The 26,866-nt window shown below is 28.6% G+C and carries 28 protein-coding genes and 1 pseudogene; 3 read left to right on the forward strand and 26 right to left on the reverse strand.

The window, feature by feature from the left end:
• The first annotated feature begins 29 nt into the window (after positions 1-29).
• Positions 30-404 carry a YraN family protein gene (locus tag ARA19_RS10810; protein WP_055070980.1) on the forward strand — a complete coding sequence of 125 codons (375 nt, stop codon included), beginning with the start codon at positions 30-32 and terminating at the stop codon, positions 402-404.
• 69 nt (positions 405-473) lie between these two features.
• On the opposite strand, the gene ARA19_RS10815 is transcribed toward ARA19_RS10810, so the two are convergent.
• The 19 genes and pseudogenes from ARA19_RS10815 to pta form a co-directional block, all read right to left on the reverse strand.
• The gene (locus ARA19_RS10815; protein ID WP_055070981.1) at positions 474-1,286 is read right to left on the reverse strand and encodes a ribonuclease HII; all 813 of its coding nucleotides are present in this window, start codon (positions 1,284-1,286) and stop codon (positions 474-476) included.
• A gap of 15 nt (positions 1,287-1,301) precedes the next feature.
• A complete protein-coding gene (ylqF, locus tag ARA19_RS10820) occupies positions 1,302-2,141 on the reverse strand; it encodes a ribosome biogenesis GTPase YlqF (RefSeq protein WP_055070982.1) in 840 nt (279 codons plus the stop codon).
• A gap of 225 nt (positions 2,142-2,366) precedes the next feature.
• Entirely contained in the window at positions 2,367-2,717 is a 351-nt protein-coding gene (gene rplS / locus ARA19_RS10825; protein ID WP_055070983.1) for a 50S ribosomal protein L19, read from the reverse strand.
• A 122-nt stretch (positions 2,718-2,839) separates the two neighbouring features.
• Positions 2,840-3,547, reverse strand: a complete 708-nt coding sequence (gene trmD, locus ARA19_RS10830; protein WP_055070984.1) for a tRNA (guanosine(37)-N1)-methyltransferase TrmD — start codon at positions 3,545-3,547, stop codon at positions 2,840-2,842.
• The gene (gene rimM, locus ARA19_RS10835) at positions 3,537-4,040 is read right to left on the reverse strand and encodes a ribosome maturation factor RimM (RefSeq protein WP_055070985.1); all 504 of its coding nucleotides are present in this window, start codon (positions 4,038-4,040) and stop codon (positions 3,537-3,539) included. Before rimM ends, trmD begins: the two co-directional genes overlap by 11 nt.
• An 81-nt stretch (positions 4,041-4,121) precedes the next feature.
• Positions 4,122-4,349: a KH domain-containing protein gene (locus ARA19_RS10840; protein ID WP_055070986.1), complete on the reverse strand. Its 228-nt coding sequence runs from the start codon at positions 4,347-4,349 to the stop codon at positions 4,122-4,124.
• Between the two features lie 42 nt (positions 4,350-4,391).
• Positions 4,392-4,640 (reverse strand): 30S ribosomal protein S16, encoded by a 249-nt coding sequence (gene rpsP / locus ARA19_RS10845; RefSeq protein ID WP_055070987.1) that lies wholly within the window; start codon positions 4,638-4,640, stop codon positions 4,392-4,394.
• 38 nt (positions 4,641-4,678) lie between these two features.
• A complete protein-coding gene (ffh, locus tag ARA19_RS10850) occupies positions 4,679-6,034 on the reverse strand; it encodes a signal recognition particle protein (RefSeq protein WP_055070988.1) in 1,356 nt (451 codons plus the stop codon).
• Between the two features lie 10 nt (positions 6,035-6,044).
• Complete coding sequence (locus tag ARA19_RS10855; protein ID WP_055070989.1) at positions 6,045-6,383, reverse strand: putative DNA-binding protein; 339 nt, start codon at positions 6,381-6,383, stop codon at positions 6,045-6,047.
• A 410-nt stretch (positions 6,384-6,793) separates the two neighbouring features.
• Positions 6,794-7,705, reverse strand: coding sequence for a signal recognition particle-docking protein FtsY (ftsY, locus tag ARA19_RS10860; RefSeq protein ID WP_055070990.1), 912 nt, complete (start codon positions 7,703-7,705; stop codon positions 6,794-6,796).
• A 19-nt stretch (positions 7,706-7,724) separates the two neighbouring features.
• Complete coding sequence (gene smc / locus ARA19_RS10865) at positions 7,725-11,285, reverse strand: chromosome segregation protein SMC (protein ID WP_055072108.1); 3,561 nt, start codon at positions 11,283-11,285, stop codon at positions 7,725-7,727.
• Between the two features lie 243 nt (positions 11,286-11,528).
• Positions 11,529-12,611 (reverse strand): annotated as a pseudogene (locus tag ARA19_RS10870) (elongator complex protein 3).
• Positions 12,608-13,294 carry a ribonuclease III gene (gene rnc / locus ARA19_RS10875; protein ID WP_423230616.1) on the reverse strand — a complete coding sequence of 229 codons (687 nt, stop codon included), beginning with the start codon at positions 13,292-13,294 and terminating at the stop codon, positions 12,608-12,610. Before rnc ends, ARA19_RS10870 begins: the two are co-directional and overlap by 4 nt.
• A gap of 187 nt (positions 13,295-13,481) precedes the next feature.
• On the reverse strand, positions 13,482-13,712 hold the full coding sequence (gene acpP / locus ARA19_RS10880) for an acyl carrier protein (RefSeq protein WP_055070992.1): 231 nt from the start codon (positions 13,710-13,712) through the stop codon (positions 13,482-13,484).
• A 103-nt stretch (positions 13,713-13,815) separates the two neighbouring features.
• A complete protein-coding gene (plsX, locus tag ARA19_RS10885) occupies positions 13,816-14,811 on the reverse strand; it encodes a phosphate acyltransferase PlsX (RefSeq protein ID WP_055070993.1) in 996 nt (331 codons plus the stop codon).
• A gap of 59 nt (positions 14,812-14,870) precedes the next feature.
• Positions 14,871-15,056 (reverse strand): 50S ribosomal protein L32, encoded by a 186-nt coding sequence (gene rpmF, locus ARA19_RS10890; RefSeq protein WP_055070994.1) that lies wholly within the window; start codon positions 15,054-15,056, stop codon positions 14,871-14,873.
• 2 nt (positions 15,057-15,058) lie between these two features.
• Positions 15,059-15,562 carry a YceD family protein gene (locus ARA19_RS10895; RefSeq protein WP_055070995.1) on the reverse strand — a complete coding sequence of 168 codons (504 nt, stop codon included), beginning with the start codon at positions 15,560-15,562 and terminating at the stop codon, positions 15,059-15,061.
• A 111-nt stretch (positions 15,563-15,673) separates the two neighbouring features.
• A complete protein-coding gene (locus ARA19_RS10900) occupies positions 15,674-16,867 on the reverse strand; it encodes an acetate/propionate family kinase (protein WP_055070996.1) in 1,194 nt (397 codons plus the stop codon).
• 33 nt (positions 16,868-16,900) lie between these two features.
• Positions 16,901-17,899, reverse strand: coding sequence for a phosphate acetyltransferase (gene pta, locus ARA19_RS10905; RefSeq protein ID WP_055070997.1), 999 nt, complete (start codon positions 17,897-17,899; stop codon positions 16,901-16,903).
• Between the two features lie 217 nt (positions 17,900-18,116).
• On the opposite strand from pta, the gene ARA19_RS10910 reads away from it, so the two are divergent.
• On the forward strand, positions 18,117-19,331 hold the full coding sequence (locus ARA19_RS10910) for a nucleotidyltransferase (protein ID WP_055070998.1): 1,215 nt from the start codon (positions 18,117-18,119) through the stop codon (positions 19,329-19,331).
• A gap of 269 nt (positions 19,332-19,600) precedes the next feature.
• On the opposite strand, the gene ARA19_RS10915 is transcribed toward ARA19_RS10910, so the two are convergent.
• The 6 genes from ARA19_RS10915 to ARA19_RS10940 all read right to left on the reverse strand — a co-directional run bounded on the left by ARA19_RS10915 (position 19,601) and on the right by ARA19_RS10940 (position 25,491).
• The gene (locus tag ARA19_RS10915; protein WP_055070999.1) at positions 19,601-20,149 is read right to left on the reverse strand and encodes a hypothetical protein; all 549 of its coding nucleotides are present in this window, start codon (positions 20,147-20,149) and stop codon (positions 19,601-19,603) included.
• A 143-nt stretch (positions 20,150-20,292) separates the two neighbouring features.
• On the reverse strand, positions 20,293-20,781 hold the full coding sequence (gene coaD, locus ARA19_RS10920) for a pantetheine-phosphate adenylyltransferase (protein WP_055071000.1): 489 nt from the start codon (positions 20,779-20,781) through the stop codon (positions 20,293-20,295).
• Positions 20,782-20,785: 4 nt separating this feature from the next.
• On the reverse strand, positions 20,786-21,343 hold the full coding sequence (gene rsmD, locus ARA19_RS10925) for a 16S rRNA (guanine(966)-N(2))-methyltransferase RsmD (RefSeq protein WP_055071001.1): 558 nt from the start codon (positions 21,341-21,343) through the stop codon (positions 20,786-20,788).
• Positions 21,344-21,410: 67 nt separating this feature from the next.
• Complete coding sequence (gene recG, locus ARA19_RS10930; RefSeq protein WP_055071002.1) at positions 21,411-23,447, reverse strand: ATP-dependent DNA helicase RecG; 2,037 nt, start codon at positions 23,445-23,447, stop codon at positions 21,411-21,413.
• A 42-nt stretch (positions 23,448-23,489) separates the two neighbouring features.
• Positions 23,490-25,130 carry a DAK2 domain-containing protein gene (locus ARA19_RS10935; RefSeq protein WP_055071003.1) on the reverse strand — a complete coding sequence of 547 codons (1,641 nt, stop codon included), beginning with the start codon at positions 25,128-25,130 and terminating at the stop codon, positions 23,490-23,492.
• 13 nt (positions 25,131-25,143) lie between these two features.
• On the reverse strand, positions 25,144-25,491 hold the full coding sequence (locus ARA19_RS10940) for an Asp23/Gls24 family envelope stress response protein (protein WP_055071004.1): 348 nt from the start codon (positions 25,489-25,491) through the stop codon (positions 25,144-25,146).
• 257 nt (positions 25,492-25,748) lie between these two features.
• Here ARA19_RS10940 and rpmB point away from each other — a divergent pair, with 257 nt between their 5' ends.
• A complete protein-coding gene (gene rpmB, locus ARA19_RS10945) occupies positions 25,749-25,940 on the forward strand; it encodes a 50S ribosomal protein L28 (RefSeq protein WP_055071005.1) in 192 nt (63 codons plus the stop codon).
• A 298-nt stretch (positions 25,941-26,238) separates the two neighbouring features.
• On the opposite strand, the gene ARA19_RS10950 is transcribed toward rpmB, so the two are convergent.
• On the reverse strand, positions 26,239-26,865 hold the full coding sequence (locus ARA19_RS10950; protein WP_055071006.1) for a thiamine diphosphokinase: 627 nt from the start codon (positions 26,863-26,865) through the stop codon (positions 26,239-26,241).
• Position 26,866 lies beyond the last annotated feature (1 nt).

A 26,866-nucleotide genomic window follows, 5' to 3' on the forward strand; every position in this document is an offset into this window, starting at 1 on the left:
CCATAATAAAATATAAGTTGGTGATGTAAATGAAAAAATATAATAAGTTAATAGGTAACTACGGTGAGGATATAGCAGTAAAGTTTTTAATAAATTCCGGCTATAAAATTATACATAAAAACTTTAAATGTAAGTTAGGTGAAATTGATATTATAGCAACAATAGATAATATAATTGTTTTTATAGAAGTTAAAAGTAGATATTCCTCTTTATTTGGTGGTGCCGAAGAAGCTATAAGCCTACAGAAAAGATATAAAATTATTAAAATTGCAACATACTATCTAACTATTAAAAAAATATCAGGATTTCTAGTAAGATTTGATAGTATAGAAATTAATTTCTCTAAAGTTAATTCAACCTATGAAATAAATCATAAAGTAGATGCCTTTAGACCTAATTACTAAAAATAAAAGGTTGTATATAACCTATTTTGATAAAATCAACAATAAGTTACATATAACCTTTATTAAGATTTATATTAAATTTTTAAGAAAACTTTTTCTATGTATTTCACAAGGTCCATTTTCTTCTAAGCCTTTTATATGCGCTTTAGTACCATATCCCATATTTTTTTCAAAATCATAGAATGGATACTTTTTAGCGTATTCTTTCATTAAGTTATCTCTATATACCTTTGCAACAATTGAAGCACATGCTATAGACGCACTCTTCCTATCGCCTTTTACAACATATTCATTAGCTACATCATAATTTTTTATTAAATACCCATCTGATAACACTAAATCTGGCTTAATACTTAAACCATCACAGCTTTTAATAAAAATATTATTATTACAATAAGCTATGCCCTTTTGGTCAATTTCTTCATTAGTACAATAAGCTATAGAATAACTAATAGCTTTTTCCTTAATTTTTTCTGCTAAGTATTCTCTTTTACTTTCAGATAATAATTTAGAATCATTTATTTCTAATATAATGTCATCTAAGTCATTTAAATTCAAAATTACCGCACAAGCTACAATAGGGCCTGCTAAAGGTCCTCTTCCAACCTCATCAACTCCAGCTAAAATTTGATTTTTAACAAAAGCTCTATCAAATTCATACATGGTTCTTACTCTATTTAGCTCTTTTTTAAATCCATCTATTTTCTTTTCTAGTCTTTCTGCTAAAGCTAAGACATTTTTTCTTTTATCTGTTCTTAGTATATCTACTACTTCATTTAAATTTTCATAATTTTCTTTAGTAATTATTATACCTTTGACCTTTTCATTGACCTCTTTAAAATTATACTTTGCTAAATTTTCTTTTAAATCATCAAATAACATCTTTAATCCCCCAATTTAAGGTCTTTCTAAGCTTATATTTCCTATTTTTCCGCCTCTAAATTCGTCTAAAAGCATTACTGCAATTCTATTGTAATCAATATTATTTTTAGACATTATACAACCTCTTTTTTTAGCTATATTATCTAAATTTTCAAGAGGATTATCACTTAATTCATCTAACTTATATCTAGCTTTTAATAGTTCTGGTGCTATTTCTTGAAGTCTTTCAACTAATTTAAGAGCAAGTTCTTCTATATCCATTATTTCATCCTTAATAGCTCCTGTAAAAGCTAAGTTAAACCCAACTTCTTCTTCAAATTTAGGCCATAAAACCCCTGGTGTATCCATAAGCTCTATTCCTATAGAAGTCTTTATCCATTGCTTATTTTTTGTTACTCCAGGTCTATCTCCTGTTATAGCTATATTATTTCTAGCCATTTTATTTATAAATGTAGATTTACCAACATTAGGTATTCCAACAACCATTACTCTTGTTGTTATGTTAACTAATCCTTTAGCTTTTAATCTATCATGCTTTTCTTTTAATAACTTTAATAATGCGGGTTTTATAGCTTTAAGACCTTCACCTTTAAGTGCATTTATCTCAATTACTTGAGTTGTTTCGTTATTTAAAGCCTTTGACCATTCTTTATTTACTTTGCTATCTGATAAATCACTTTTATTTAATAATATTATTCTTGGTTTATCTGCAACAATTCTATCTATTTCTGGATTTTTTGATGAATAAGGGATTCTAGCATCTCTTATTTCTATTACAGCATCAACAAGCTTTAAATTTTCTTGTATTAATCTTCTAGTCTTAGCCATATGACCTGGAAACCAGTTTATTGCCATATAATCACTACCTTTCTTGAAATCTCTATAAATCTTAATAACTTATAAGCTAAAAGTACCTATAAGCCATATAAGATTTTATTTATCTCTTAACTTATCATTTCTTAGCCTACCTATTAAATATGGTAGCATTAGAAATGATAGCTATTATTTTCACTTAATTATATTTTTTTATATAATAAAAAACGGGACTATGAAAGCCCCTGTTTTCTATAATAAATTAAATTATCTAACTTTTAATTCTTTAACTTTAGCAGCTTTACCTACTCTGTCTCTTAAGTAGAATAATCTAGCTCTTCTTACTTTACCTCTTCTTGTTACTTCAATCTTTTCTATGATTGGAGCGTGCATTGGGAAAGTTCTTTCAACACCAACACCGTAAGCTACTCTTCTTACTGTGAAAGTTTCTCTTATTCCACCATTTTGTATTTTTATAACTGTTCCTTCGAACATTTGAGTTCTTTCTTTTTCACCCTCTTTAATTTTAGCGTATACTTTTATAGTATCCCCTACGTTAAATTGAGTTAAGTCTGATCTTAATTGTTCTTGTTCGATTGCTTTAATTATGTTATTCATTGTGCATTCCCTCCTTGAAATTAATTGACGTTCTTTAACAAATTCTCTATGCCAGAGGAACGCCCGTACTAGCACAAAGCTTATTTTATCATAGCTTAGTTTCTTAATCAATATATTTTTTCTTATTTTTCTAATAATTTTTTATCTTCTTTTGACAATTTTAGCTTATTAAATAAATCTTTTCTTCTTTCTTTCGTTATTAGAAGAGATTGTTGTCTTCTCCATTTTCTTATATTTTCATGATGTCCAGATAATAAAATTTCTGGTACTTTTTCACCTTCAAATTCTACTGGTCTTGTATATTGAGGATATTCTAAAGTTCCATCATAAAAAGATTCATCAGTAAAACTTTCTTCTCTTCCTAATACCTCTGGAACTACTCTACATATAGAATCAATTACAGGAATAGCTGCCATCTCTCCTCCTGTTAATACAAAATCTCCTAAAGATATTTCCATATCAAAATATTTGTATGCTCTTTCATCAATTCCTTCATAGTGACCACAAACAAATATAAGTTCCTCTTCCTTTGATAGTTCATTTATTAAGTCTTGATTTACCTTTTTCCCTCTAGGTCCTAAGAATATAACTTTTCCCTTATTACTAGTCTTAACACTTCTTATAGCATCAACAACAGGCTGCGCTGCCATAACCATTCCAGCACCTCCACCATAAGGGTAATCATCTACTTTTTTATGTTTATTATTACTAAAATCTCTTATATTAGTAGTTTTTATATCTATGATTCCTTTTTCCTGTGCTCTCCCAATAATACTATGATTAAATATGTTAAACATTTCTGGAAATAAGGTTAATATATTAATCCTCATCCATCCATTCTCCTGATGGCTTTATAGTTATTAGAGCATCTTCAATATTTATATCCAATACTATTTCTTTTAAAACTGGTACTAATATTTCTTTATTCCCTTTTACCCAATAAACATCATTACTTCCTGTTTTTATAACTTCTGATATTTTTCCATATTCAAAATCATTAGTATCTTTAACTGTACAACCTAATAAATCAGCTATAAAATAAGTATCCTTTGGTAACTTTACAGCATCTTCTCTTCTTACTTCTAAATAAGGTCTTTTAAATTTTAACTTTTCTGCTTCATTCATTGAGTTTATACCTTCAAGTTTTAAAACAACCTTATCTTTTACATATTTAACATTTTCAACATTTACTTCTTTACCATTTAAAAAAACTTTTTTTAGTTTGCTGAATCTTTTAATATCATCAGTTAATGGCATTACTTTAACATCACCCATTACACCATGAGTATTTATAATTTGACCAATTCTTAAAAAATCCTTCACTTAATTTCCACCTCTTTTTCAATAAGTAAACTTTATTAAGTTTCAATTTATGTATAAAAAGAGTTAGGTTTCCCTAACTCTTTAAACTATTTCAACTACAACTCTTTTGTTTTCTTTTACTGCGGCTGCTTTAACTACTGTTCTAATAGCCTTAGCAATTCTCCCTTGTTTTCCTATTACTTTTCCCATATCATCTTTTGATACTGTAAGCTCTAGTACAATTGACTCCCCCCTAGAAACTTCATTAACTGAAACTTCATCTGGGTTATCAACTAAAGATTTAGCAATTAATTCTACTAATTCTTTCATAAATCAAACTGCTAATTCTAGCAGCCAACACCTCCTAGAAAACTATTTGCTTATTCCAGCGTTTTTGAATAATCTCTTAACAACATCAGTTGGTTGAGCACCATTGTTTAACCATTTTACAGCTTTTTCATTGTTTATTTTTACTTCAGCTTCTGGTTGAGCTACTGGGTTGTAGAATCCGATTTCTTCTATAAATCTTCCGTCTCTTGGACTTCTTGAATCAGCAACAACTATTCTGTAGAAAGGAGCTTTGTGAGCACCCATTCTTCTTAATCTTATTTTAACTGCCATCTTACAATTCACCTCCTTTTAAAAATAATAATTATATATTAACTCATAAACGGCATTCTGCCGAAAAGACCTTTTTTCGGACTTTTCTGTAATGACTTTAATTGCTTCATTTGCTTTTTCATCATCCCATGACCTTTGATGAGTTTATTAACATCTTGAACTGTTACACCAGCACCCTTTGCAATTCTTTTCTTTCTTGAACCAGAATTTGATAAAAGATTTGGATTTTTTCTTTCTTTATCAGTCATTGAATAAATAATGGCTTTAACTTTTTCCATTTCTTTTTCACCACTTGATAAATCTAATCCTTCTAAATCTTTTGAATTAACTCCTGGCATCATTTCAAGAAGCTTTGTTATAGGTCCTAGTTTTTTCATTTGCTCCATAGCTTTTAAATAATCATCGAAATTAAATTCTTGATTAGTCATTTTCTTAGCTAATTCTTGAGCATCTTTTTCATCTATAGCTTCCTGAGCCTTTTCTATAAGAGATAATACATCTCCCATACCAAGTATTCTTGAAGCCATTCTGTCTGGATGGAAAACTTCAATATCATTCATTTTCTCACCCATACCTACAAATTTTATAGGTTTTTCAGTTACTTTTCTTATTGATAATGCAGCTCCACCTCTTGTATCACCATCAAGCTTAGTTAAGATAACACCACTTATATCTAGGTTTTCATTGAATGTTTGTGCTACATTTACAGCATCTTGACCTGTCATTGAGTCAACAACCAATAGAACTTCTGATGGATTTGCAATTTCTTTAACATCCTTAAGTTCTTGCATTAATTCTTCATCTATGTGAAGTCTACCTGCTGTATCTATAATAACTACGTTATTACCATTTCTTTTTGCTTCTTCTATTCCAGCCTTAGCAATATCTATTGCTTTAACCTTATCTCCCATAGAGAATACTGGAATATCAATTTGCTTACCAACTACTTGTAATTGTTTTATAGCAGCTGGTCTATATATATCACAAGCCACTAATAACGGCTTTTTGTTTTGCTTTCTAAGATGTAAGGCTAATTTACCAGCCATAGTTGTCTTACCTGCACCTTGAAGACCAACTAACATAAATACTGTTGTTCCACTTGATGAATAAGTAAGTTTACTTTCTGACTCTCCCATAAGATTAGTAAGTTCTTCATTTACTATCTTTATTACTTGTTGTGCTGGAGTTAAACTTTCTAAAACTTCTTCTCCTACACATTTACTACTAACATTAGCAACAAATTCTTTTACAACTTTGAAGTTAACATCAGCTTCTAATAAAGCAAGCTTTACTTCTCTCATGGCTTCTTTTATATCTTTTTCAGTTAATTTGCCTTTACCTTTTAATCTCTTAAATGCGTCTTGTAATTTTGACGATAAATTATCAAAAGCCATGTTCAACCTCCTATGCGTTTATAATCTCATCTATATTTTTTTCTATAAGCTTTAATTCTTCTGAACTAAGTGCTTTATTTAGAGATATTTTCTTTAACATCTCTTCTTTTAGCATAAGTTTTTTATTATGCTTTTTCAATAGTTTGAGTTTATCCTCATAAGCTGATAGTTGCTTTGAACATCTCTTTATTAAATCGTGCGTTGCTTGCCTACTAGTTTTATTTATTTCAGCAATCTCTCCTAAAGACAAATCTTCGTTGTAATAAAGATTCATTATGTTAAGCTGTTTCTCAGTTAGTAAGGAACCGTAATAATCTAATAATATTGATATTTCAAATCTATCTTCCATATAACCACCTTACTTACATATGCTATAATAACAGAACTATTTTGTACTGTCAAGTATTTTTACTTAACAGCACTTTAGTCCCTTATCCAAGTAACAGAGCTACTTTCGAAGTTTTTCTAGAATTTTCTTTAAAAATTATTTTATATTTTTTAAAATTTATCTTACTCTTTTTTATATAAAAAATAAATAATACTCTAACTTTTAAAAAATAACTTTTATTACTTTTAACACAAACTATTAAATTAAATAATTAAAATTATTATTTTTAATTTTACTATTTATTTTATCTAATGACTAGTGTCTATAACACTCTAATCTTTTATAAATTATAGATAAATAGACACAGCCTACTAGATAACTTCCACTAAAATCTATACAGAGTCAAGACTCTATATGAATTAAGTCTCAGTTTATAATAAAGCTTCAGCAAAATCCTTTGCATTAAATTCTTGTAAATCATCAACACCTTCACCTACACCAATATATCTAACTGGTATATTTAAAGTGTTTTTGATAGATATAACAACTCCACCTTTAGCTGTTCCATCTAATTTAGTTAATATTATACCATCTATAGGACAAGACTCCATGAATTGTTTAGCTTGAATAACAGCATTTTGACCTGTTGTTCCATCTAAAACAAGTAAAGTTTCTTTTTCTCTATCCCCTAGCTCTCTATCTATTATTCTATTAATTTTAGCTAATTCATCCATTAGATTTTTCTTATTATGAAGTCTTCCTGCTGTATCACAGATTAAAAGATCAACATCTCTTGCCTTAGCTGCTTGCACAGCATCAAAAACTACAGCTGCGGGGTCTGAACCTTCTCCATGTTTAACTATATCAACTCCGGCTCTCTCACTCCATACAACAAGTTGGTCTATAGCTGCTGCTCTAAAAGTATCAGCTGCTGCTAATAAAACTTTTTTACCTTCTGCTTTATTCTTAGCTGCTAATTTTCCTATAGATGTTGTTTTTCCAACTCCATTTACTCCAATTACAAGCATTACTTTTTTCTTGCTTTCATCAACTTCTCTATCATCTCCTTCAAGAAGCATTTCTTCTATAACAGCTTTCATAGCTGGTTTTACCTCTTGTGGGTCATTAATTTTTTCTTGTCTTATTTTCTTTTTTAATCTTTCTATTATCTCTACTGTAGTATCCATTCCAATATCAGACATTATAAGAATTTCTTCAAGTTCTTCATATAAATCATCATCTATTGTTATAGCTAACTTTAATGTTTCATTTATTTTATCAGTTAAACTATCCCTTGTTTTAGTTAAACCAGTTTTTAATTTATCAAATAATCCTCCAAGCATAAAATATTCTCCTTTTTAATTAATTTTTATTTAAATCTACAGAAACTATTTTTGATATTCCTTTTTCCTCCATAGTAACACCATACATTATATCTGCTGCCTCCATAGTACCTTTTCTATGAGTTATAACTATAAATTGTATATTCTCTGAAAAAGCCTTTAAGAAATCAGCATATCTATTTACATTTGCATCATCTAATGCAGCTTCAATTTCATCAAGTATACAGAATGGTGTTGGTTTCATTTTTAATATCCCAAATAGTAAAGCTATAGCTGATAGCACTTTCTCTCCACCAGACATTAAGTTAATGTTTTGAATTTTCTTCCCTGGTGGTTGAACTCGTATTTCTATATCTCCATTAAGTTCATCTGTTTCATCTAAAATTAGTTTAGCTGATCCTCCTTTAAATAATTCTTTGAAAGTTTCATCAAAGTTTTTATTTAATATATTAAAGTTCTGTCTAAACATAACTCTCATTTTAGATGTCATTTCTTCTATTATTTCTAATAACTCTTCTCTTGATTTTTCTAAATCTTCTTTTTCGCCTGTAATGAACCTGTATTTTTCGGATAAATCTCTAAATTCCTCAATAGCATTTACATTAACAGTTCCTAAAGCATTTATTTTGCTCTTTAAATAATTTATATTATTCCTATGTTTTTCTATACTTTCTATAGGAACATAATTCTTTAATTCCTCTTCATAAGTTGTATCATAGTCTTCTAATAATTTTACTGATAAGTTTTTCATTTCACTTTCTTGTCTAGTATAAACTATTTCATTTTTATGAAACTCTTCTTCTTTTTTAGCTAATTCTAAAGTAAGACCTTCTATATGACCTTCTGAAATTTCAATATTTTTCTTTATTTTTGATTTTTCTAAATCATATTCTTTGCTCTTACTTTCTAAATCTATTATATTGCTTTCTTCTCTATTTATAAAATTATTATTTTCTGTTATTTTACTTTTACTATCTTTAATAGAATTATTAGCTTCCTCAATAGAACTTTCTAATCTTTCCATATTGGTTTTGATTTCTGTAATTTCTATTTCTCTTCTTTTGAGCTCTTTACTTCTATTTAAAACAAACTCCTCTAATTGAGCATTTTTAACTCTAAGAACAGTTTCCTCTTCCTTAAGCTTAAGTAAATTTTCCTTAAGCTCTTTAAGTTCTTTATCTAAGTCTTCAATAGCAATTTTATTACCTAATTCTTTTTCATTAGTGTCATGAATTCTCTTATCTATTTTATTTATTTCTTCTCTTATTTCTATAACTCTATTATTTGAAGTTTTAAGTTCATTTTCTAGAGATTTAGATGAAGTTTTTATATTTACTATTTCAACTTCTATTCTTTTAATTTCATTTTCTATATTTAATATTTCTATATCTTTATCATAAATATTTTTTCTTAAGTTTTCTTCTAAAACTTTTAATTTCTCAATATCTTTATTTATATCAATTCTTTGCTTTTGAAGCTCCTCTAAGTTTACCTTATTTAAATTTATGTCCTCTTCTAAAGTTAAGATTTGATTTTTTCTAGATATTATGCCCATATTCTTTTGATAAATACTTCCACCAGTCATTGCTCCACCAGCATTAAGTACCTCTCCAGATAAAGTAACTATTTTATATTTATATGATGTTTCTTTAGCAAAGGCTAATCCACTGTCTATATCCCTACATATAATAGTTCTACCTAAAACATAATTTACAATATTTTCATATTTGCTATTAAATTCTACAAGCTCTGAAGCTATCCCTAAATATCCATCAATAGTTTTAAGATTATCACTTATTTTCAACTTATTACCCTTAATAATTGATAAAGGTAATAAAGTGGCTCTTCCAAGTTTCTTTTCCTTTAAATATTCAATAATAGACTTAGCTATTTTTTCATCTTCTGTTATTATGTTTGAAATAGTACTACCTAAGGTTACTTCTATTGCTGTTTCATATCCTTCTTTAGTTCTTATTACTTCACCAAGAACAGCTGGCTTACTATTGTTTAACTTAAGAGATCCACTTTTAATGTGGGACATTATTTTTTTTACAGATACATTATACCCCTCATATTGATTTTCTAATCTCTTAAGCATTTCTTTATTAGCTTCTAATCTATTTAATGAAGCTGAAATTTTAGCAACCTCACTATCTTTATTTTTTAAATCGTTATATAACTTCTTTAATTCTTCACTATTATTTACTTGCTTATTATTTATTTCTTCTTTTTCTATCTTAAGACCATCTATTTTTTGCGCTAAATTCGCCTTAGTCAAAACATTTACTTTTAATGACCCTTCTAAACTAGATACCTTAGATTTAATATCTTTTAGTTTATCTTCTAAGTTTAAGAGGTTGGTCTCTGATATTCCCTTTTGATTATTTAAATCATTTAATAATCTTATAGCAGCTAGATTTTCTTCATTTATCTTTTTTAGCTCTAACTCTTTTTTATCATTTAATGAAGTTAAGTATGCTATATTTTCTCTACCATCTACGATTTTTTCTTTAAAATCTGTATACTCTAAATTTTTCTTGGCAAACTCAACCTCTAACTTATTCTTTTCTTCAATTAAAGATTTTATCTTTTCTTTACTATTTTTTATATTTACTTTATTTTCTTCTAACCTTACTTCATAGTTTTTAATTCTTTCTTCTAAAAGATTTATTTCAGCCTTAGAGTTAGATATAGCATCTCTTTTACTTATGTATAATTCTTGCTTTTCTAAATTCTTATTTTCTAGATTCTCTAGATCTTCTTTTAAAGATTTTACTTTTTCTCTAGCTTCTTTTAATTTATTTTTAGCAGTATTATTATCATAGTTCAAAGCTTCCATTTCTTTATTTCTATTTTCTATTTCTGCTTTTAAACTATTTATATTATTTATAATCAGACTTATATCTTTTACTCTAAGTTCATTAATTAATTCTAAATATTTTTCTGCTTTCTCTTTTTCCTCTTCTAAAGGATTCAATCTTTCTTCATAGGTATAAATTATATCATTTATTCTTGTTAAATTTTCTGCTGTATTCTTAAGTTTCTTTTCAGCATCTATTTTTCTAGATTTAAATTTAACTATACCAGCAGCTTCTTCTAGAAGAGCTCTTCTATCCTCTGCTTTTCCATTTAATATAGCTTCTATCTTACCTTGTCCTATTAATGAATAACCCTCTTTACCGATTCCTGTATCCATAAATAGATTTACTACATCTTTTAATCTACATTGCGAATTATTTATTAAATACTCACTTTCACCTGACCTAAATATTCTTCTTGTAACTTTTACATCCATAAACTCTATAGGTAATTCACCTTCTGAGTTATCTAAAGTCAAGGAAACCTGAGCAAGCCCTATAGGCTTTCTATATTCAGTACCAGTAAATATTACATCTTCCATTTTAGATCCTCTAAGTGTCTTTGCACTTTGTTCACCTAAAACCCATCTTACAGCATCTGAAACATTACTCTTCCCGCTTCCATTAGGTCCAACAACCGCTGTTATACCTTTATTAAACTTAAGCTCTGTTTTATCAGCAAAGGATTTAAATCCTCTTATTTCAAGAGATTTTAAAAACATATATTTAATGCTGTCCATAAAAGATTTTTATCCTTCTGAATAAAATTTTTCTTTTACGGCAGTTCCTCCTTTCTAAAAAACATAAATTATTTTAACTATAAATATTATTCCAACATTTTTTTACTTATTTAATTACTAATTACAAAATATATCTTAACATAATTTCAATGGTAAAATCTATTTTAAAGTGTTTAAATTTATAAAAATAAGGGACTTTATCAAATAGATAAGTCCCTTTATTCCTTATAATTCAACAGAGAATCTCTTATCATTATTTATCAAATAAATTTCTCTTATTGAATCTTTATCTTTTCTAACTTCAACACTTAAATTAGTATCTTTAAGCTTATCTTTTAGTTTATTAAAATACTTCTTTTTATCTGCATAAAGTTTTGAAACCACGTTATTGTGAATGCTTATAGTAATAGGACCACTTAAAGAATTTTCATTTATTATTTTATAAATATTTTTATTTAGTAAACTACTTTCCACAAGCTCTCTAAAAGCTGGATGGAATGGTCCTGCTACTACATCTTCCCCTTCTGCAATATTATCAGTTGGCTGAAGTCCTATTCTTATAACATTTATGTTTGCTTCTTTATATAAAACATATACTTCTTCAGCTATTTTAACACACTCTTCTAAATCATATGGGATATATGTCCCTTTGTTATACATATATTCCATAGGAGTATCCTTTATAGTTAATGCTGGATATATTCTACATAACTTAGGATTCATAGCAATTGATTTTTTAGCTGTTAGTATATCCTTTTCCCTATTATCTCCAGGAAGCCCTAACATTATTTGATGCCCTAAAACAAACCCATAATCATTTATAAGTTTAGATGCTTTTGAGACATCTTATTCACTATGCCCTCTTCTTGATTTTTCTAATACTTCAGCATCTAAAGATTGTACTCCTAATTCTATTATATCCACATCATAAGACTTAAGATGATCTAATATTTCTTTGTTTATATAATCTGGTCTAGTTGACAATCTTATATAATCTATTGTACCCTTAGTCTTATACTCTTTTGCTACAGCTAAAAGTTCTCTTTGTTTATTTATATTAATAGCTGTAAATGTTCCTCCAAAGAAAGATAATTCAACTGTTGAATTTTTTCTATCTATAGTTTCTAAATACTCCTCTACAGTATTTAAAACGAAATTTCTATCAACATTATTTTCAAGTTTATATTTTGGTCCTACAATTAACTTTGTTTCCTCTCCTGTAATTCTCCCTTGATTACAAAAGGCACAATCATGTGGACATCCTTCATGTGGAACAAATATAGGAATTATATAATGTTTTTTTGTCATTTTGTTTTTTCAACCTTTCCTAAAGCTTCCTTAGCTGCATTTTGTTCAGCCTCTTTTTTAGAGTATCCTTCTCCACATCCCATTACTTCTCCATTTATTCTAACTTGGGTGAAGAATATTCTTCTATGTGGTGGTCCCTCATATTTTATAAGCTCATATGCAATATTAACTTCTCCATTTTTTTGAAGAACTTCTTGAAGTCTTGTTTTAAAATCTAAAATAATTTCTTGATTAATTGCTTTTCTTATTATTTCTTCAAATCTAGTTAAGATAAATTCCTTAGCAACTTCAATACCTCTATCTAAATAAATAGCTGCTATTACAGCTTCTAAACAGTCGGCTTGTATAGATATTCTATTTCTACCTCCTGTTAACTCTTCACCTTTACTCATTCTTATTATTTTTCCTAATTGCATTTTGCTTGCAACTTCAAAAAGAGAATTTTCACAAACTATTAAAGCTCTTATTTTTGTTAATTCACCTTCTGACTTATTTTTATAACTATTAAATAAATTTTCTGTTATTGTTAATTGCAGTACAGAATCTCCTAAAAACTCCAGTCTTTCATTATACTTAATATCCTTAAACTGATTGGCAAAAGAACTGTGCGTTAATGCCGTTATCAAAAGTCCTTTGTCTTTAAAGTCTATACCTATCTTTTTCTCTAGTTCCTTCACATTTATTTCCTTCACTTCTAACCCTCACTCCTTAAAGGTTTATTCTTCAGGTTGTTTTTCTAATAAAATTCTTCAATTAAATTTTATCATTAAGTGATGATTTATGCATCATTTCACTTATAACAAACTCAAGAATAAACCTACTTATTTCTGTCACTCAATATAACAAAATCCCGCTAATGCGGGACTTTTTCTACTCTTCTCTATGTTCCTTAATGTATTTAACAACATCCGCAACTGTTATAAATTCAGCAGCATCTTCATCAGGTATTTCCATTTCTAATTCTTCTTCTAAAGACATTATTAACTCAACAACATCTAATGAATCAGCTCCTAAATCCTCAACAAAAGTTGAATCCATAGTTATGCTATCTTCATCTACTGATAATTTATCAGCTATAATTTCTTTTATCTTATCAAACATTACGAAATCACCTCCTAATATCGACCTATATAGATATTATTATATATCTGTAAATTCGTCAATATTACATTAATAGAATATTTTAATTTTTATTGTAAAATTATTATAAATTTTCAATTTCCACCTTAATTTTATCTATTAATTTATTATTATGGAACTTTCTTGCTTGACCTATAGCATTTTTAAAGGCTTTACCATCAGAACTGCCATGAGCTTTAATACAAATACCATTTACACCTAAAAAAGGTGCTCCGCCATATTCCTTATAGTCCATTTTCTTTTTTAAATTTGAAAAGCTTTTGGATAAAAATACAGCTCCAAATTTTGATAATGCAGAACTCATTATTTCTTCTTTTATCATTGATAAAATAGTTTTTGCAGCTCCTTCATACATTTTTAAGATAGTATTACCTACAAAACCGTCACAAACTATTACATCAACTTCTCCAAGAGTAACATCTCTTGGTTCTATATTTCCAATAAAATTAAGATTGCTTTCTTCTTTTAATAATTGATATGTTTGCTTAGTAAGTTCATTACCTTTCTCTTCTTCCACACCAATATTAACTAAACCAATCTTTGGATTTTCTTTTTCCATTACTGAATTAAAATATACCTTCCCCATTTTAGCAAATTGAACTAAATAAGATGGTTTACTATCTACATTAGCCCCAGCATCTATTACCATGAAAGGACCATTTTTTCCTGGCATAAGTGGTGCTAATGCTGGTCTTTCTACACCTTTTATTCTTCCTACTATAAATGTAGAACCAGCTAAAAATGCTCCAGTGCTTCCAGCTGATAAGACTGCATCACAGTCTCCTTCTTTAACTAAGTTTAATGCTTTTACTAAACTAGAATCTTTTTTCTTTCTCACAGCCATTACTGGGTGCTCATTAGTGCTTATTCGCTCTGTCGCATCTATAAATTCTACTTTACTTTTATCATAACTATATTTTGAAAATTCCTTTTCAAGAATATCTTTAGGTCCAGTTACAACTAAATTGATATCATCAAAACTCTTTAATGCTTCTATACAGCCTTCTATTTCTGCATATGGAGCATTATCTGACCCCATAGCATCTACAGCTATCCTCACTTTGAAACACCCCTTTTTTTCTTTAATATAAAGAAAAGAAAGTCATAAGACTTTCTTTATTATTGTGCATCAGTTGAAACTATTTCTTTACCTTTGTAATGTCCACAGTTTTTGCAAACTCTGTGAGCTAATTTCATTTCGTGGCATTGTGGGCATTCTACGATACCTGGTAAGCTAGCCTTGAAAGTTTGAGCTCTTCTTGAATCTCTTTTTGCTCTATATGTTTTTCTTGCTGGATTTCCCATTGTTACACCTCCTTATTAGTAAACAGATCTCTTAGCTTATCAAATCTTAAATCGATATTTTCATTTTCACAATTACATGTGCCTTTATTTAAATCAGCACCGCAACTCTGACATAAGCCTTTACAAGCATCTGTACAAAGTCTTTTTATAGGTAAGGTTGAAATTACATTATTTACTATTACTTCAGAAATATCAATGATATCTCCTTCTACTAAAGTAATATCTTCATCTTCTTTATAATTATTTGAAAACTTCTCATCAAAGTCAATATCAACTTTATAAGAGAAATTTTGTAAACATCTAGAACATTGCAATTCTAAAGTAGTTTTAATATTTCCAGATATAGTTACTACATCTTCAATAAAACTTAAGTTTCCTATAAACTCAATAGGTTCAATGAACTTTATTGTTTCACCTGAAACCTCTACTTTTTCTTTTTCCAAAGTAAATTCTAGTGCTTTACTTTTTTCTTTTTTTGAAGTCATTTCTGAAAATTTAAATTCCATAACATTACAGTAGAACACTCTACTTATTCACACTCCAAACTATAATTTAATTGCAAATAACACAGATACTATTATATAAAGTTGATATTTAAAAGTCAAGCTATTTTAAAATTATTTTATTAATGCTAGTGTATCTTTAGCAATCATTAACTCCTCATTTGTAGGAATAATGAATACTTTAACCTTTGAATTTGCTGTGCTTATTTCAGCAATTTCTCCTCTTACTTTATTCTTTTCTTTGTCAAGTTCAATTCCCATGAATCCTAAGTTTTCACAGATTGTTTCTCTTTCTGAAGCTGAATTTTCACCAACACCAGCAGTGAATACTACAACATCTATTCCACCCATGCTAGCTGCATATGAACCTATATATTGACTTACTCTATAACGGAACATATCTAAAGCTAATTGAGCTCTCTTGTTTCCTTCTTTTGCTGCTGCTTCAATATCTCTAAAGTCACTGCTTACACCTGAAATTCCGTATACACCTGATTGTTTATTCATTAATGTATCTACTTCTGAAGCTGTGTAGTTTAATTCATTTATTAAGAATGTTACAACTGTTGGATCTATGTTTCCACATCTAGTTCCCATTACTAACCCTTCAAGTGGAGTGAATCCCATACTTGTATCATAACATTTTCCATCTTTAACTGCTGATACACTTGATCCATTTCCTAAATGACAAGTTACTATTTTAAGATCTTTTATATCTTTTCCCATAACTTCTGCAACTTTAGCAGATACATATTTATGTGAAGTTCCGTGGAATCCATATTTTCTTATATGATGCTTTTCATATAATTCATAAGGTAAACCATACATAAATGCTTTCTCAGGCATTGTTTGATGGAATGCTGTATCAAATACAACTACCATAGGTACAGATGGCATTAACTTTTGGCAAGCCTCTATTCCCATTATATGAGCTGGATTGTGTAATGGAGCTAATTTTGAAGCTTCTCTAATATCATTTATTACTTCTTCTGTAACTATTGCTGATTTAGTGTATTTTTCTCCACCGTGAACTATTCTATGTCCTACAGCTTTTATTTCGTCCATTGATTTTATAACACCATTTTTTTCATCTATTAAGGCATCTAACACTAACTTTATTGCTACATTGTGATTTTCCATTGGTGTTTCTACTATATATTTATCTCTACCTTCAACTTTTTGAGTTAAAACTGAACCCTCTATGCCTATTCTTTCTACTAATCCTGAAGCTAATACATCTTCATTGTTCATGTTTATTAATTGATATTTTAAGGAAGAACTTCCACAGTTTATTACTAAAATATTCACCCTTACAACCTCCTAAATTTACTATTTTCTTTTTTATTGTGCTTGTGCTTGAACTGCTGTTAAAGCAACAACATTTACTATATCATCTGAACTACAACCTCTTGATAAGTCATTTATTGGCTTAGCAAAACCTTGACAAACTGGTCCTATAGCTTCTGCATTTGCAAATCTTTGAACTAATTTATATCCAATATTTCCTGCTTGTAAATCTGGGAATATTAATACATTAGCTTTACCTGCAACATTACTATTTGGAGCCTTTTGATGTGCTACTTTTTCTACTATAGCAGCGTCTAATTGTAATTCTCCATCGATATCTAAATCTGGTCTTAATTCTTTAGCTATTTCAGTAGCTTTTCTAACTTTTTCTACTAATTCATGATCTGCACTTCCCATTGTTGAGAAAGATAACATTGCAACTTTAGGATCCATTCTACAAAGATTTTTAGCTGTATCTGCAGTTGCTATTGCTATTGATGCTAATTGTTCTGCTGTTGGATTTGGGTTTACTGCACAGTCTGAGAATAATAACATTCCACCCTCTCCATATATTGAGTTAGGTACCATCATTATAAAAAAGCTTGATACAACTGATACTCCAGGTGCTGTTTTGATTATTTGAAGACCTGGTCTTAAAAGATCTCCAGTTGTATGAACTGCTCCTGATACCATTCCATCTGCATGATCTTGTTTTACCATCATTGTTGCAAAGTATAATGGATCTCTCACTATTTTATCAGCTTTCTCCATTGTCATCCCTTTATTTTTTCTTAATTCATAGAAAGCTGTTATATATTCTTCTAAATTTTCTGATGTATCTGGATCAACTACTTCTATTCCATTTAAATTAACATCTAATGTTAAAGCTTTATCTCTTATTTTGCTTTCATTTCCTATTAATATTACCTCAGCTAGCCCTTCTTCGTGTATTTTCTGAGAAGCAATTAAGTTTCTATCCTCATCTCCCTCAGGTAATACTATTCTTTTCTTATTTGAACGTGCTGCCTTCCAAATTTCTTTCATAAGTTCCATGTTCTTGTTCTCCTTTCATCTTTAAAACTATTGTTAAACATTCATATATCTCCCATATACTACTATACTCCTATACTATCATATTTTTCAACAAAATATTAATAAATAAGTAAATTAAAAATTGTCTGAAAATTAATAAAGTTATTTTAAATACTTTGACTTAATTAGGTAAATATAGTACTGTAATATAAAAAATATAAATAAAAAAGGTGATAATATGAATATAACAGGGATAATTACCGAATACAACCCCCTACATTTCGGCCACATTTTACATATAGAAAAATCTAAAGAAATTACAAATTGTGACGGTATAATTTGTGTAATGAGCGGTAATTTCGTTCAAAGAGGTCTTCCTGCTATAATTAATAAATGGGATAGAGCTAAAATGGCCCTAGAAGCAGGTGTTGATTTAGTCTTAGAATTACCAACTCTTTATGCAATCTCATCTGCTGAACACTTTGCTTTTGGTGCAGTTTCAACTTTAAATTCTCTTAATATAGTAAGCAACTTATGCTTTGGTTCCGAGGAAGGAGATATATCACTTATAAAAATTATTTCTCAAATCCTTTCTGATGAGCCAGAAGAATTTAAACTCCTTTTAAAAGAAGAACTTTCTACTGGTCTTCCATTTCCTAGAGCTAGAGCTAAAGCTTTAAATACTTTTTTATCTAAATACAATAACTTATCTATTGATGATAGTAAGTTATTAGACTTCTTAAATAGCTCTAACAACATATTAGGAATAGAGTATTGTAAATCATTAATAAAATTAAAAAGTAATATAAATGCAGTTACAATTAAAAGAGAACATTCTAACTATAATGATATAAATTTAAACACTACTAAATTTCAATCAGCAACAGCTATAAGAGAACTTTTATATAAAAAAGATTTTCTATCTACAGAAAAATTTTTACCAGATTTCTCTTATAATATTCTTAATTTCCAAAAAGAATTTAGCGAGGTTAATGAAATTTATAATTTTGTGAAATACAAAATCATTTCAGATCCCCAAAGTTTAAAAAATATTTCTGAAGCTACTGAAGGTCTTGATAATAAAATATTAAAAGAAATTGTAAATTCAAATAACCTAAAAGAATTAATTGAAAATTGTAAAAGTAAACGCTACACCTATACAAGAATCTCTCGTATTATATGTAATATTTTTCTAGGTGTCACTAGAGATTTTGACTTATTAAAGAAATCTACACCTAATTATATTCGTGTATTAGGTTTATCACCTAAAGGTTCTAAAATACTAAAAGAAATAAAAAAGAATTCTGACATCACAATAATCACAAAAATTCCATCTAAAATAGAAGATCCTTTATTAAAATTAGATTTAAAAGCTACTGACTTATATTCTTTACTAAAGCCTAGTATGAAATTAAATAGCGATTATTTGATTAGTCCTGTAATAAAAAAATAAGTTAAAATAAAAAAGGGACTGCAAATCAGCCCCTTAATTTATATTACTTTTATAAACGTAGACTTAATTCAGGTGGAGATTTTAATTCCACCTGAATGCTTAGTCAAACTTATCTAGAAGCGTGAGACTGTTTATCTCCTACTTATAGAAGATAGGAGTATTACAACCTCTAGCTGTCAGATAAATGTATTTTTTCATCTGCCGAGATAGCTAGATAAAAGGCAAAGAGGATGTATCTGTAATTCGATACATCCTCTTTTATTTTACTCTTAATTTTTATTTAAAGGTCTTCTAAGTTCTTTAACATTTTCTCTTATAATAGATGATGTTGAACTCATATGATCAGTAAGCTCTCCTGCAAACTTTTCCACATCTCTTTTCATATGTTCTAAAAGATTAGCAGTACTTGCTTCTATTTCTTTTTCAAGTTCTGTTAAAACTTGATCTGCATATTCTCTTGCGTATATCCTTACTTGTCTTGCTTCACTCTGAGCTTCAGATTTTATTTCTTCTGCTACAAGTCTAGCTTCTTGCACTATATCATGATTTTGAACTTGCTTCTCTAAAAGTTCCATAGTCTGAGATTTAGCTGCTGAAAGATGCTCATTGGCAGAACTTAAAATTTCTTCTCTTTTTGAAACAACCCACTGAGCTTTTTTAAAATCATCTGGATATAACTGTTTTATTTCATCTAAAATTTCTATTACTTCTTTTCTATCTAGCATTATTTTTCCTGTCATGGGCATTTTTGATGCGCCATTAACAATTTCATATAAATAATCAATAAGTTCTAAAGATTTCATTCCTTCATCAACCATACTATTCCTCCGCTATACTTTATAAATTTATTTTCTTAACAGTTAGTTTTTACCGTACCATCTTCTATTCTAACCTTAATATTAATTCACCAAATTCAGTTAGACCGAAAAAATTCTCTAAACTAAGACTTATCCTATATAGGTTAATTTAAATTAATTTTCACTTTATTTTTTATTGCCATTTCAACATTGGCAGGCACAAATTCTTTTATTTCTCCACCAAAACTAACTATCTGTCTTATTGCTGAAGAACTTATATATGAATATTCTGGATTAGTTGACATATGTAATGTCTCCACATTTTCATTTAACTTCTTATTCATTAATGCCATTTGGTGTTCATATTCAAAATCTGTGCTGTTCCTAAGCCCTTTTATTATAATTCTAGCTTCTTTTTCCTTCATAAAATCAACTAATAAACCATTGAAACTAACAACTTCTACATTATCTAATCCTTTAATAGCCTCTTCAATAAGCTCTTTTCTTTCTTCTATAGAAAAAAAACCTTTTTTATCTCTATTTATTAAAATAGCTACTATAACCTTAGAAAATATCTTGCTAGCTCTTTTTATTATGTCTAAGTGTCCATTAGTAATAGGATCAAAACTTCCAGGGTAAACAGCTATACTCATAGGATTACTCCTCCTCTATTTTATATAAACAAACTGTAGTATTTCCATATTTTCTACTTCTAATTAATTTAATATGTTCTGTTCCTTCAAATATTTCTTCACTTGTATCTATTTTAGTCATTATTATACCTTCTTTATGAAGAAGATTATTATCATCAATTATTTGCATTGCCTCTGGTATTAAATTTTTAAGATAAGGTGGATCTATAAATATTAAATCAAAAACCTTTCCCTTTGTTACCATCGACTTTAAAGCCATATATGCATCCATATTTAAAGTTGTACATACATCATTGAAATTTAAATTATCTACGTTTTCCTTTAATATAGGGTATGTAACAGGACTTTTATCTACTAAATAACACTCCTTAGCTCCCCTACTAGCTGCTTCTAATCCTAAACTACCTGTACCAGCAAAGACATCTATTACAACAGCATCTGGAATATATCCTTGTATCATGCTAAACATAGCTTCTTTTACTCTATCTAAAGTTGGTCTTGTTTCCATAGTAGCTGGTGAAAGTATCTTTCTTCCCTTTGCTCTTCCTGAAATTATTCTCATCCTATTGCCTCCTTAGTTTTCTTAAAATATATTTTACCATAACAGTTATAGTCAAACAATTATTATGTTAATTAAAACATATATAATTACTTGTTCTCTCTAGGTTTTTCCAAATTTCTTCTCTTAACTTAATACTTTGAGAATCACTTTTTCCTAATATTACTTTTGCCTCTTCATTGGCACACCTTAAAATCTTTACATCTTCAACTATATCTGATAATATAAATCCTTCTGAACCATGCTGTCTCATACCAAAGACTTCACCAGCACCTCTAAGCTTTAAGTCTTGCTCTGAAATATAAAAACCATCATTACTTTCAGTCATTATTTCCATTCTTCTTTTGGTTACATCATTTTTTGCATTGGCTATTAATAAACAATAAGATTTGTATTGCCCTCTACCAACTCTTCCTCTCAACTGATGCAATTGAGCAAGACCAAATCTTTCTGCATTTTCTATAATCATTACAGAGGCATTTGGTACATTAACTCCAACCTCTATTACAGTTGTTGATATTATAACTTTTGTCTCATCATTTTTAAATCTATTAATCACTTCATCTTTTTCTTTTGGCTTCATTTTTCCATGAAGTATTTCCATTGGTATACCAGCTAAAATTCCACAACTTAATTCATCGTATAATTTTTCAACTGAATTTAATTCTAATTTTTCATTTTCTTCAATTAAAGGAGATACTATGTATACCTGCCTTCCTTTTTTAATTTCTTCCACAGCAAAGCTATAAGCCTTTTCTCTCTTTTTCATTTCTACAAGTTTTGTATCTATAGGCTTTCTTCCTGGTGGAAGTTCATCTATAACACTTATATCTAAATCACTATAAAGATATAAGGAAAGTGTTCTAGGAATAGGGGTTGCAGTCATTACTAAAACATCTGCCATTTTATTTTTATTCATAAGTCTACTTCTTTGTTCAACACCAAATCTATGTTGCTCATCTGTTACTATAAACCCTAAGTTTGTAAATTCTACATCTTCTTGAATTATGGCATGAGTTCCTATGACAAATACTTCTTTTCCACTTTTTATTATTTCTTTTATTCTATTTTTTTCTTTTTGACTTGTAGAACCAGTTAGTAATTCTATATGCACATTAAAATCACTAAGCACCTTTATGGCTTCTTTATAATGTTGTGCAGCAAGAATTTCTGTAGGCGCCATAAAAGCTACTTGATATCCATTTTTATATACATTAAAAAGTGCAATAATAGCAACTAGAGTTTTTCCACTTCCAACATCCCCTTGAACCAATCTATTCATAGGAACATTTCTCTTTTGATCCTTCAATACTTCTTTTATAGCACTAGATTGTGCTCCTGTTAATTGAAATGGAAGGCTTTCTTTAAGAGCAGCCAATTCTTCCGTAAACATTTTAAATTCAATGCCTTTACTGCCCTCTTTTATTCTTTTTTTCATTGCTAGTATCTTTACTGAGTATGTAAAAAGTTCTTGAAATTTCAATCTATCTATTGCTAATCTTAAGCTTTCTCTATCCTTCGGAAAATGTATATTTCTTATAGCCATATCTAAGGAGCATAAATTATATTTCTTTATTACTTCAGCAGGTAAATTTTCCTCTATATTTATAGTTCCAAGAATATTATTTATATACTTCACTAGAACTTTATTATTTAAATCACCTTTTAAAGAATATATAGGAATTATTTCGCCTTTAGTTGCATCCTCACAAGCTACTATAGGATTTATTACCTCCATTTTAAGGCCCTTCTTTTTAAAGTTTCCTATTAAATTATATCTATCTCCAACTTTAAAATTTTTAATTATATAAGGCTGATTAAACCATACACCTTTTACTACTATATTTTTGTGATGAAATGTTATAGTAGTTAATTTTTTATTAGTTCTAGTTCTTATAGTTCCTTCAATAGCAACTACCTTACAATTTAATATAGCTTTCTCTTTTTCAAAATCTGACTGTAAATCTAACTCTGCATGAAGAAAATCATAATCTCTAGGAAAATATAATAATAAATCTAAAATAGTAAAAATACCACATTTATTTAACTTTTCTTGTAATTTAGGTCCTACTCCTTTTATGGTACTTACTTCATTGTATATATTCAAAATATCCCTCCTAAATAAAAAAAGCGACTATGGGTCGCTTTTTTACTCTACAGCCATTATGAAATAATATAAAGGTTGGTCTCCTTTATAACATTGAACATCATAATCACTATATTTTTCTTCTATACTTTCAATGAAGTTTTCAACCTCATCTTCTTTACAGTCTGAACCATAGAATATAGTTATTAACTCAGACTCCTCATTACACATTTGGTCTAATAAATCTTTTGCAACTTCATAAGGATCTTCTCCAACTTCCTTAATCTTACCTTCTAGAAGTCCTAGAATATTCCCTTCTTTGATTTCTAAACCATCCATTTCTGTATCTCTTACAGCGTAAGTTACTGATGCTGATTGAACATTTTCCATAGCTTCTTTAAGCTCTGCTTCATTAGTATCAACATCTTCTTCTGCATTAAACATAGTTATACATGTTATTCCTTGCGGAATTGTTTTTGTTGGTATAACTCTAATATCTTTATCTGATACTTCAGCTGCTTGGTTAGCTGCCATTATTATATTTTTATTATTTGGAAGTATAAAAATATGTTCTGCATTTAACTTATTAATAGCATCTACCATATCTTGAGTACTTGGATTCATTGTTTGACCACCTTCAATTACATAGTCAACTCCAAGATCTTTAAAGATATCCTTCATTCCTGATCCCATAGCCACTGATATAAATGCATATTTTTTTGCTTCTGCTTCCACTGCAGCTTCTTCAGCTCTTGCAAAATCCTCTGCATTTGCAACCATATGTCTATGTTCTTCTCTCATATTATCTATTTTTATTTTTGATAGCTCGCCTATAGTAACTGCCTTTTGTAAAACTTTACCTGGGTCATTAGTATGAATATGAACTTTTATTACATCTTCATATCCTACTACTATCATTGAGTCTCCTAAGCTTTCAATTTCATCTCTAAATTCGTTAGCTTTATTTGCATCTCCTAATATAATGAATTCAGTACAATATCCGAATTTTATATCATCTGCATTAACAGTACTTTGTGCACTAACTTCAACAGACTTTTCACTAGCTACTTTTGCTGGAACTTCTATTTTAAGGTCATTTTTTAAAGCTTCAAGCATACCCTCTAAAATTATTAATAATCCCATTCCACCAGAATCTACAACTTTAGCTTTCTTTAAAGCTGGTAACATTTCTGGAGTTTTATCTAGCATTATTTTACATTCTCTACAAACGTCAACCATTAATTCTTCCATGCAATTAGCATTTGATGCCATTGCTACTTCACCAGCAGTTCTTATTATTGTTAAAATTGTACCTTCTGTCGGTCTCATAACTGCCTTATAAGCAGCCTTTGCCCCTTCTTCAATAGCAGCAGCAAATTCTTTTACTGAAACTGTTGCTTTTCCATCAAGGCCTTTTGAAATACCTCTTAATATTTGTGATAATATAACCCCTGAATTACCTCTAGCACCCATTAAAGCACCTTTAGATAATTTCTTTGATACTTCACCTATATTGTCACTATTAAATCCATCAATTTCCTTTACTGATGCTTTAAAAGTCATTGACATATTAGTTCCAGTATCTCCATCAGGAACTGGAAAAACATTTAGTGAGTTTACATAATCACTTTGTGATTCTAATCTATTAGATGCATTTTGCATCATAGCATAAAAATGCTCCCCACTTATATTTTCATATTTCATTATAATTTACCTCCTAGACTCTTACAGCTTGAACATTGACTGTTATAGCTGATACCTTTAAGCCAGTATAATTCTCTACATTATATTTTACTTTTTGAATTATGTTATTTGCAATAACTGAAATTTTTGTTCCATACTCAACCATTATGAAAAGTTCAATGGATAAATTTCTATCTTTATGATTTATTTTTACACCTTTTGTTAGATTTTCAAGTTTCATTAGTTCCCAAAGACCTTCAGTGGCACTTTTTGATACCATTCCAACAACTCCATAACATTCCATTGTTGAAAGCCCTATAATCTTTGATAACACATCATCTCCATAGGTTACATTACCTTGTTCGTTTGAATATCCAATCATGATGATTCCTCCTCAACTATTCCATATAATATATTCTATATTAAATACTGTTAATATTCAAGAATATTCTTTGATAATACCCCTATTTTACTTTTATTCATCAATTATTAATTTATTTTTTATCACTTATTTTTATTTTTATTAATTTACTTTATTTTTATATTATTTAATATTTTACTTGCAATAAATATAATGTTTGTGCTAGAATAATATTTGTCCTATTGAAGATTTATCTTCAAATGAAGGAGGTGTTTTAAATGGCAAGAAGATGCGAAATATGCAACAAAGGTGTTGTTTCAGGAACTCAATACAGTCACTCACACAGACAATCAAAGAGAACTTGGGCTCCTAACGTAAAGAAAATAAAAGCTATCGTTAAAGGTACACCTAAAACTATAAACGTTTGTACAAGATGTTTAAGATCAGGTAAGGTTCAAAGAGCTATCTAGTTCTTTGATAAAAATGCAATTGCTTCACAATTGCATTTTTTTGTTGCTCAAAAATAAAAATCCTATAAAAGAAAAATAATCTTCATTATTAATATCTCCAGCATTAGAGTTAATTATAATTGAAGATTATCTCCTTTTAATAAAATTTTTACTTAGCTATGTATTTAGCTATTTCTTTTTAAAGATTCTTATTATTCTCCCGATAAATTTAGGAAGCTTTATTACTGTAATTTTCATTCATTTCACCCTTTTTTAATTTACTATAATATATATTATGCAAATTAATGTGAAAATGTTCCTAATCTTGAGAATATATAATAATTAATGTACCACTTTTAAAATTTACAAATATTTTTTCTTCTTGAAATTCATTAGAATTACAAATTCCTTCAAAGGGTTTCAATTCATAATTATTTAATTCATATTTACTTCCCTTTAAAGTTAAGTTTTCTACATTGCCACCATAGGCATAAAAAGAAACATATTTCATACCTATATTTTCTATAACTATACTTTCCTTTGTCATAGTAATTATATTCTTATCATCTATTATATAAGCCTTTATATCTTTTTCTATAGCCTTCTTTAAAAGACCTATATTTGCCATGAAGTGATCTAATCTTCCACCAGTCATAGCTAATAAGTATATTTCTGTAGCTCCTAATTCTATAGCCTTTTCAAGTCCTAATTCAGAATCAGTATAATCCTTTTCAGGTGGAAACTTAACAAATTCAAACTCTTCTATTTTCTCTTTTGATAATTTAGTTGAATCAAAATCACCTAGTAAATAATCTGGTTTACTATTAAAATCTAAAAATACATCTAAACCACTATCTAAGGCTATAGAATAATCAACTTCTTCTTTATATTTATTAAATAATTCTATTGATGGTCTTTCACCTCCACCAACCATTAAAATCTTCATT

This window comes from Clostridium massiliamazoniense (assembly GCF_001403635.1).
In the GTDB taxonomy this organism is placed as follows: Bacteria; Bacillota; Clostridia; order Clostridiales; family Clostridiaceae; genus Sarcina; species Sarcina massiliamazoniense.

Excerpts from the sequence above, each read along its gene's own strand:
- ARA19_RS10810 (WP_055070980.1), top strand. The coding sequence starts at position 30 with ATGAAAAAATATAATAAGTTAATAGGTAACTACGGTGAGGATATAGCA.
- ARA19_RS10815 (WP_055070981.1), bottom strand. The coding sequence starts at position 1,286 with ATGTTATTTGATGATTTAAAAGAAAATTTAGCAAAGTATAATTTTAAA.
- ylqF (WP_055070982.1), bottom strand. The coding sequence starts at position 2,141 with ATGGCAATAAACTGGTTTCCAGGTCATATGGCTAAGACTAGAAGATTA.
- rplS (WP_055070983.1), bottom strand. The coding sequence starts at position 2,717 with ATGAATAACATAATTAAAGCAATCGAACAAGAACAATTAAGATCAGAC.
- trmD (WP_055070984.1), bottom strand. The coding sequence starts at position 3,547 with ATGAGGATTAATATATTAACCTTATTTCCAGAAATGTTTAACATATTT.
- ARA19_RS10840 (WP_055070986.1), bottom strand. The coding sequence starts at position 4,349 with ATGAAAGAATTAGTAGAATTAATTGCTAAATCTTTAGTTGATAACCCA.
- rpsP (WP_055070987.1), bottom strand. The coding sequence starts at position 4,640 with ATGGCAGTTAAAATAAGATTAAGAAGAATGGGTGCTCACAAAGCTCCT.
- ffh (WP_055070988.1), bottom strand. The coding sequence starts at position 6,034 with ATGGCTTTTGATAATTTATCGTCAAAATTACAAGACGCATTTAAGAGA.
- ARA19_RS10855 (WP_055070989.1), bottom strand. The coding sequence starts at position 6,383 with ATGGAAGATAGATTTGAAATATCAATATTATTAGATTATTACGGTTCC.
- ftsY (WP_055070990.1), bottom strand. The coding sequence starts at position 7,705 with ATGCTTGGAGGATTATTTGATAAATTAAAAACTGGTTTAACTAAAACA.
- smc (WP_055072108.1), bottom strand. The coding sequence starts at position 11,285 with ATGTTTTTAAAATCTCTTGAAATAAGAGGATTTAAATCCTTTGCTGAT.
- acpP (WP_055070992.1), bottom strand. The coding sequence starts at position 13,712 with ATGTTTGATAAGATAAAAGAAATTATAGCTGATAAATTATCAGTAGAT.
- rpmF (WP_055070994.1), bottom strand. The coding sequence starts at position 15,056 with ATGGGAAATCCAGCAAGAAAAACATATAGAGCAAAAAGAGATTCAAGA.
- ARA19_RS10895 (WP_055070995.1), bottom strand. The coding sequence starts at position 15,562 with ATGGAATTTAAATTTTCAGAAATGACTTCAAAAAAAGAAAAAAGTAAA.
- pta (WP_055070997.1), bottom strand. The coding sequence starts at position 17,899 with ATGGAACTTATGAAAGAAATTTGGAAGGCAGCACGTTCAAATAAGAAA.
- ARA19_RS10910 (WP_055070998.1), top strand. The coding sequence starts at position 18,117 with ATGAATATAACAGGGATAATTACCGAATACAACCCCCTACATTTCGGC.
- ARA19_RS10915 (WP_055070999.1), bottom strand. The coding sequence starts at position 20,149 with ATGGTTGATGAAGGAATGAAATCTTTAGAACTTATTGATTATTTATAT.
- coaD (WP_055071000.1), bottom strand. The coding sequence starts at position 20,781 with ATGAGTATAGCTGTTTACCCTGGAAGTTTTGATCCTATTACTAATGGA.
- rsmD (WP_055071001.1), bottom strand. The coding sequence starts at position 21,343 with ATGAGAATAATTTCAGGAAGAGCAAAGGGAAGAAAGATACTTTCACCA.
- ARA19_RS10935 (WP_055071003.1), bottom strand. The coding sequence starts at position 25,130 with ATGAAATATGAAAATATAAGTGGGGAGCATTTTTATGCTATGATGCAA.
- ARA19_RS10940 (WP_055071004.1), bottom strand. The coding sequence starts at position 25,491 with ATGATTGGATATTCAAACGAACAAGGTAATGTAACCTATGGAGATGAT.
- rpmB (WP_055071005.1), top strand. The coding sequence starts at position 25,749 with ATGGCAAGAAGATGCGAAATATGCAACAAAGGTGTTGTTTCAGGAACT.
- ARA19_RS10950 (WP_055071006.1), bottom strand. The coding sequence starts at position 26,865 with ATGAAGATTTTAATGGTTGGTGGAGGTGAAAGACCATCAATAGAATTA.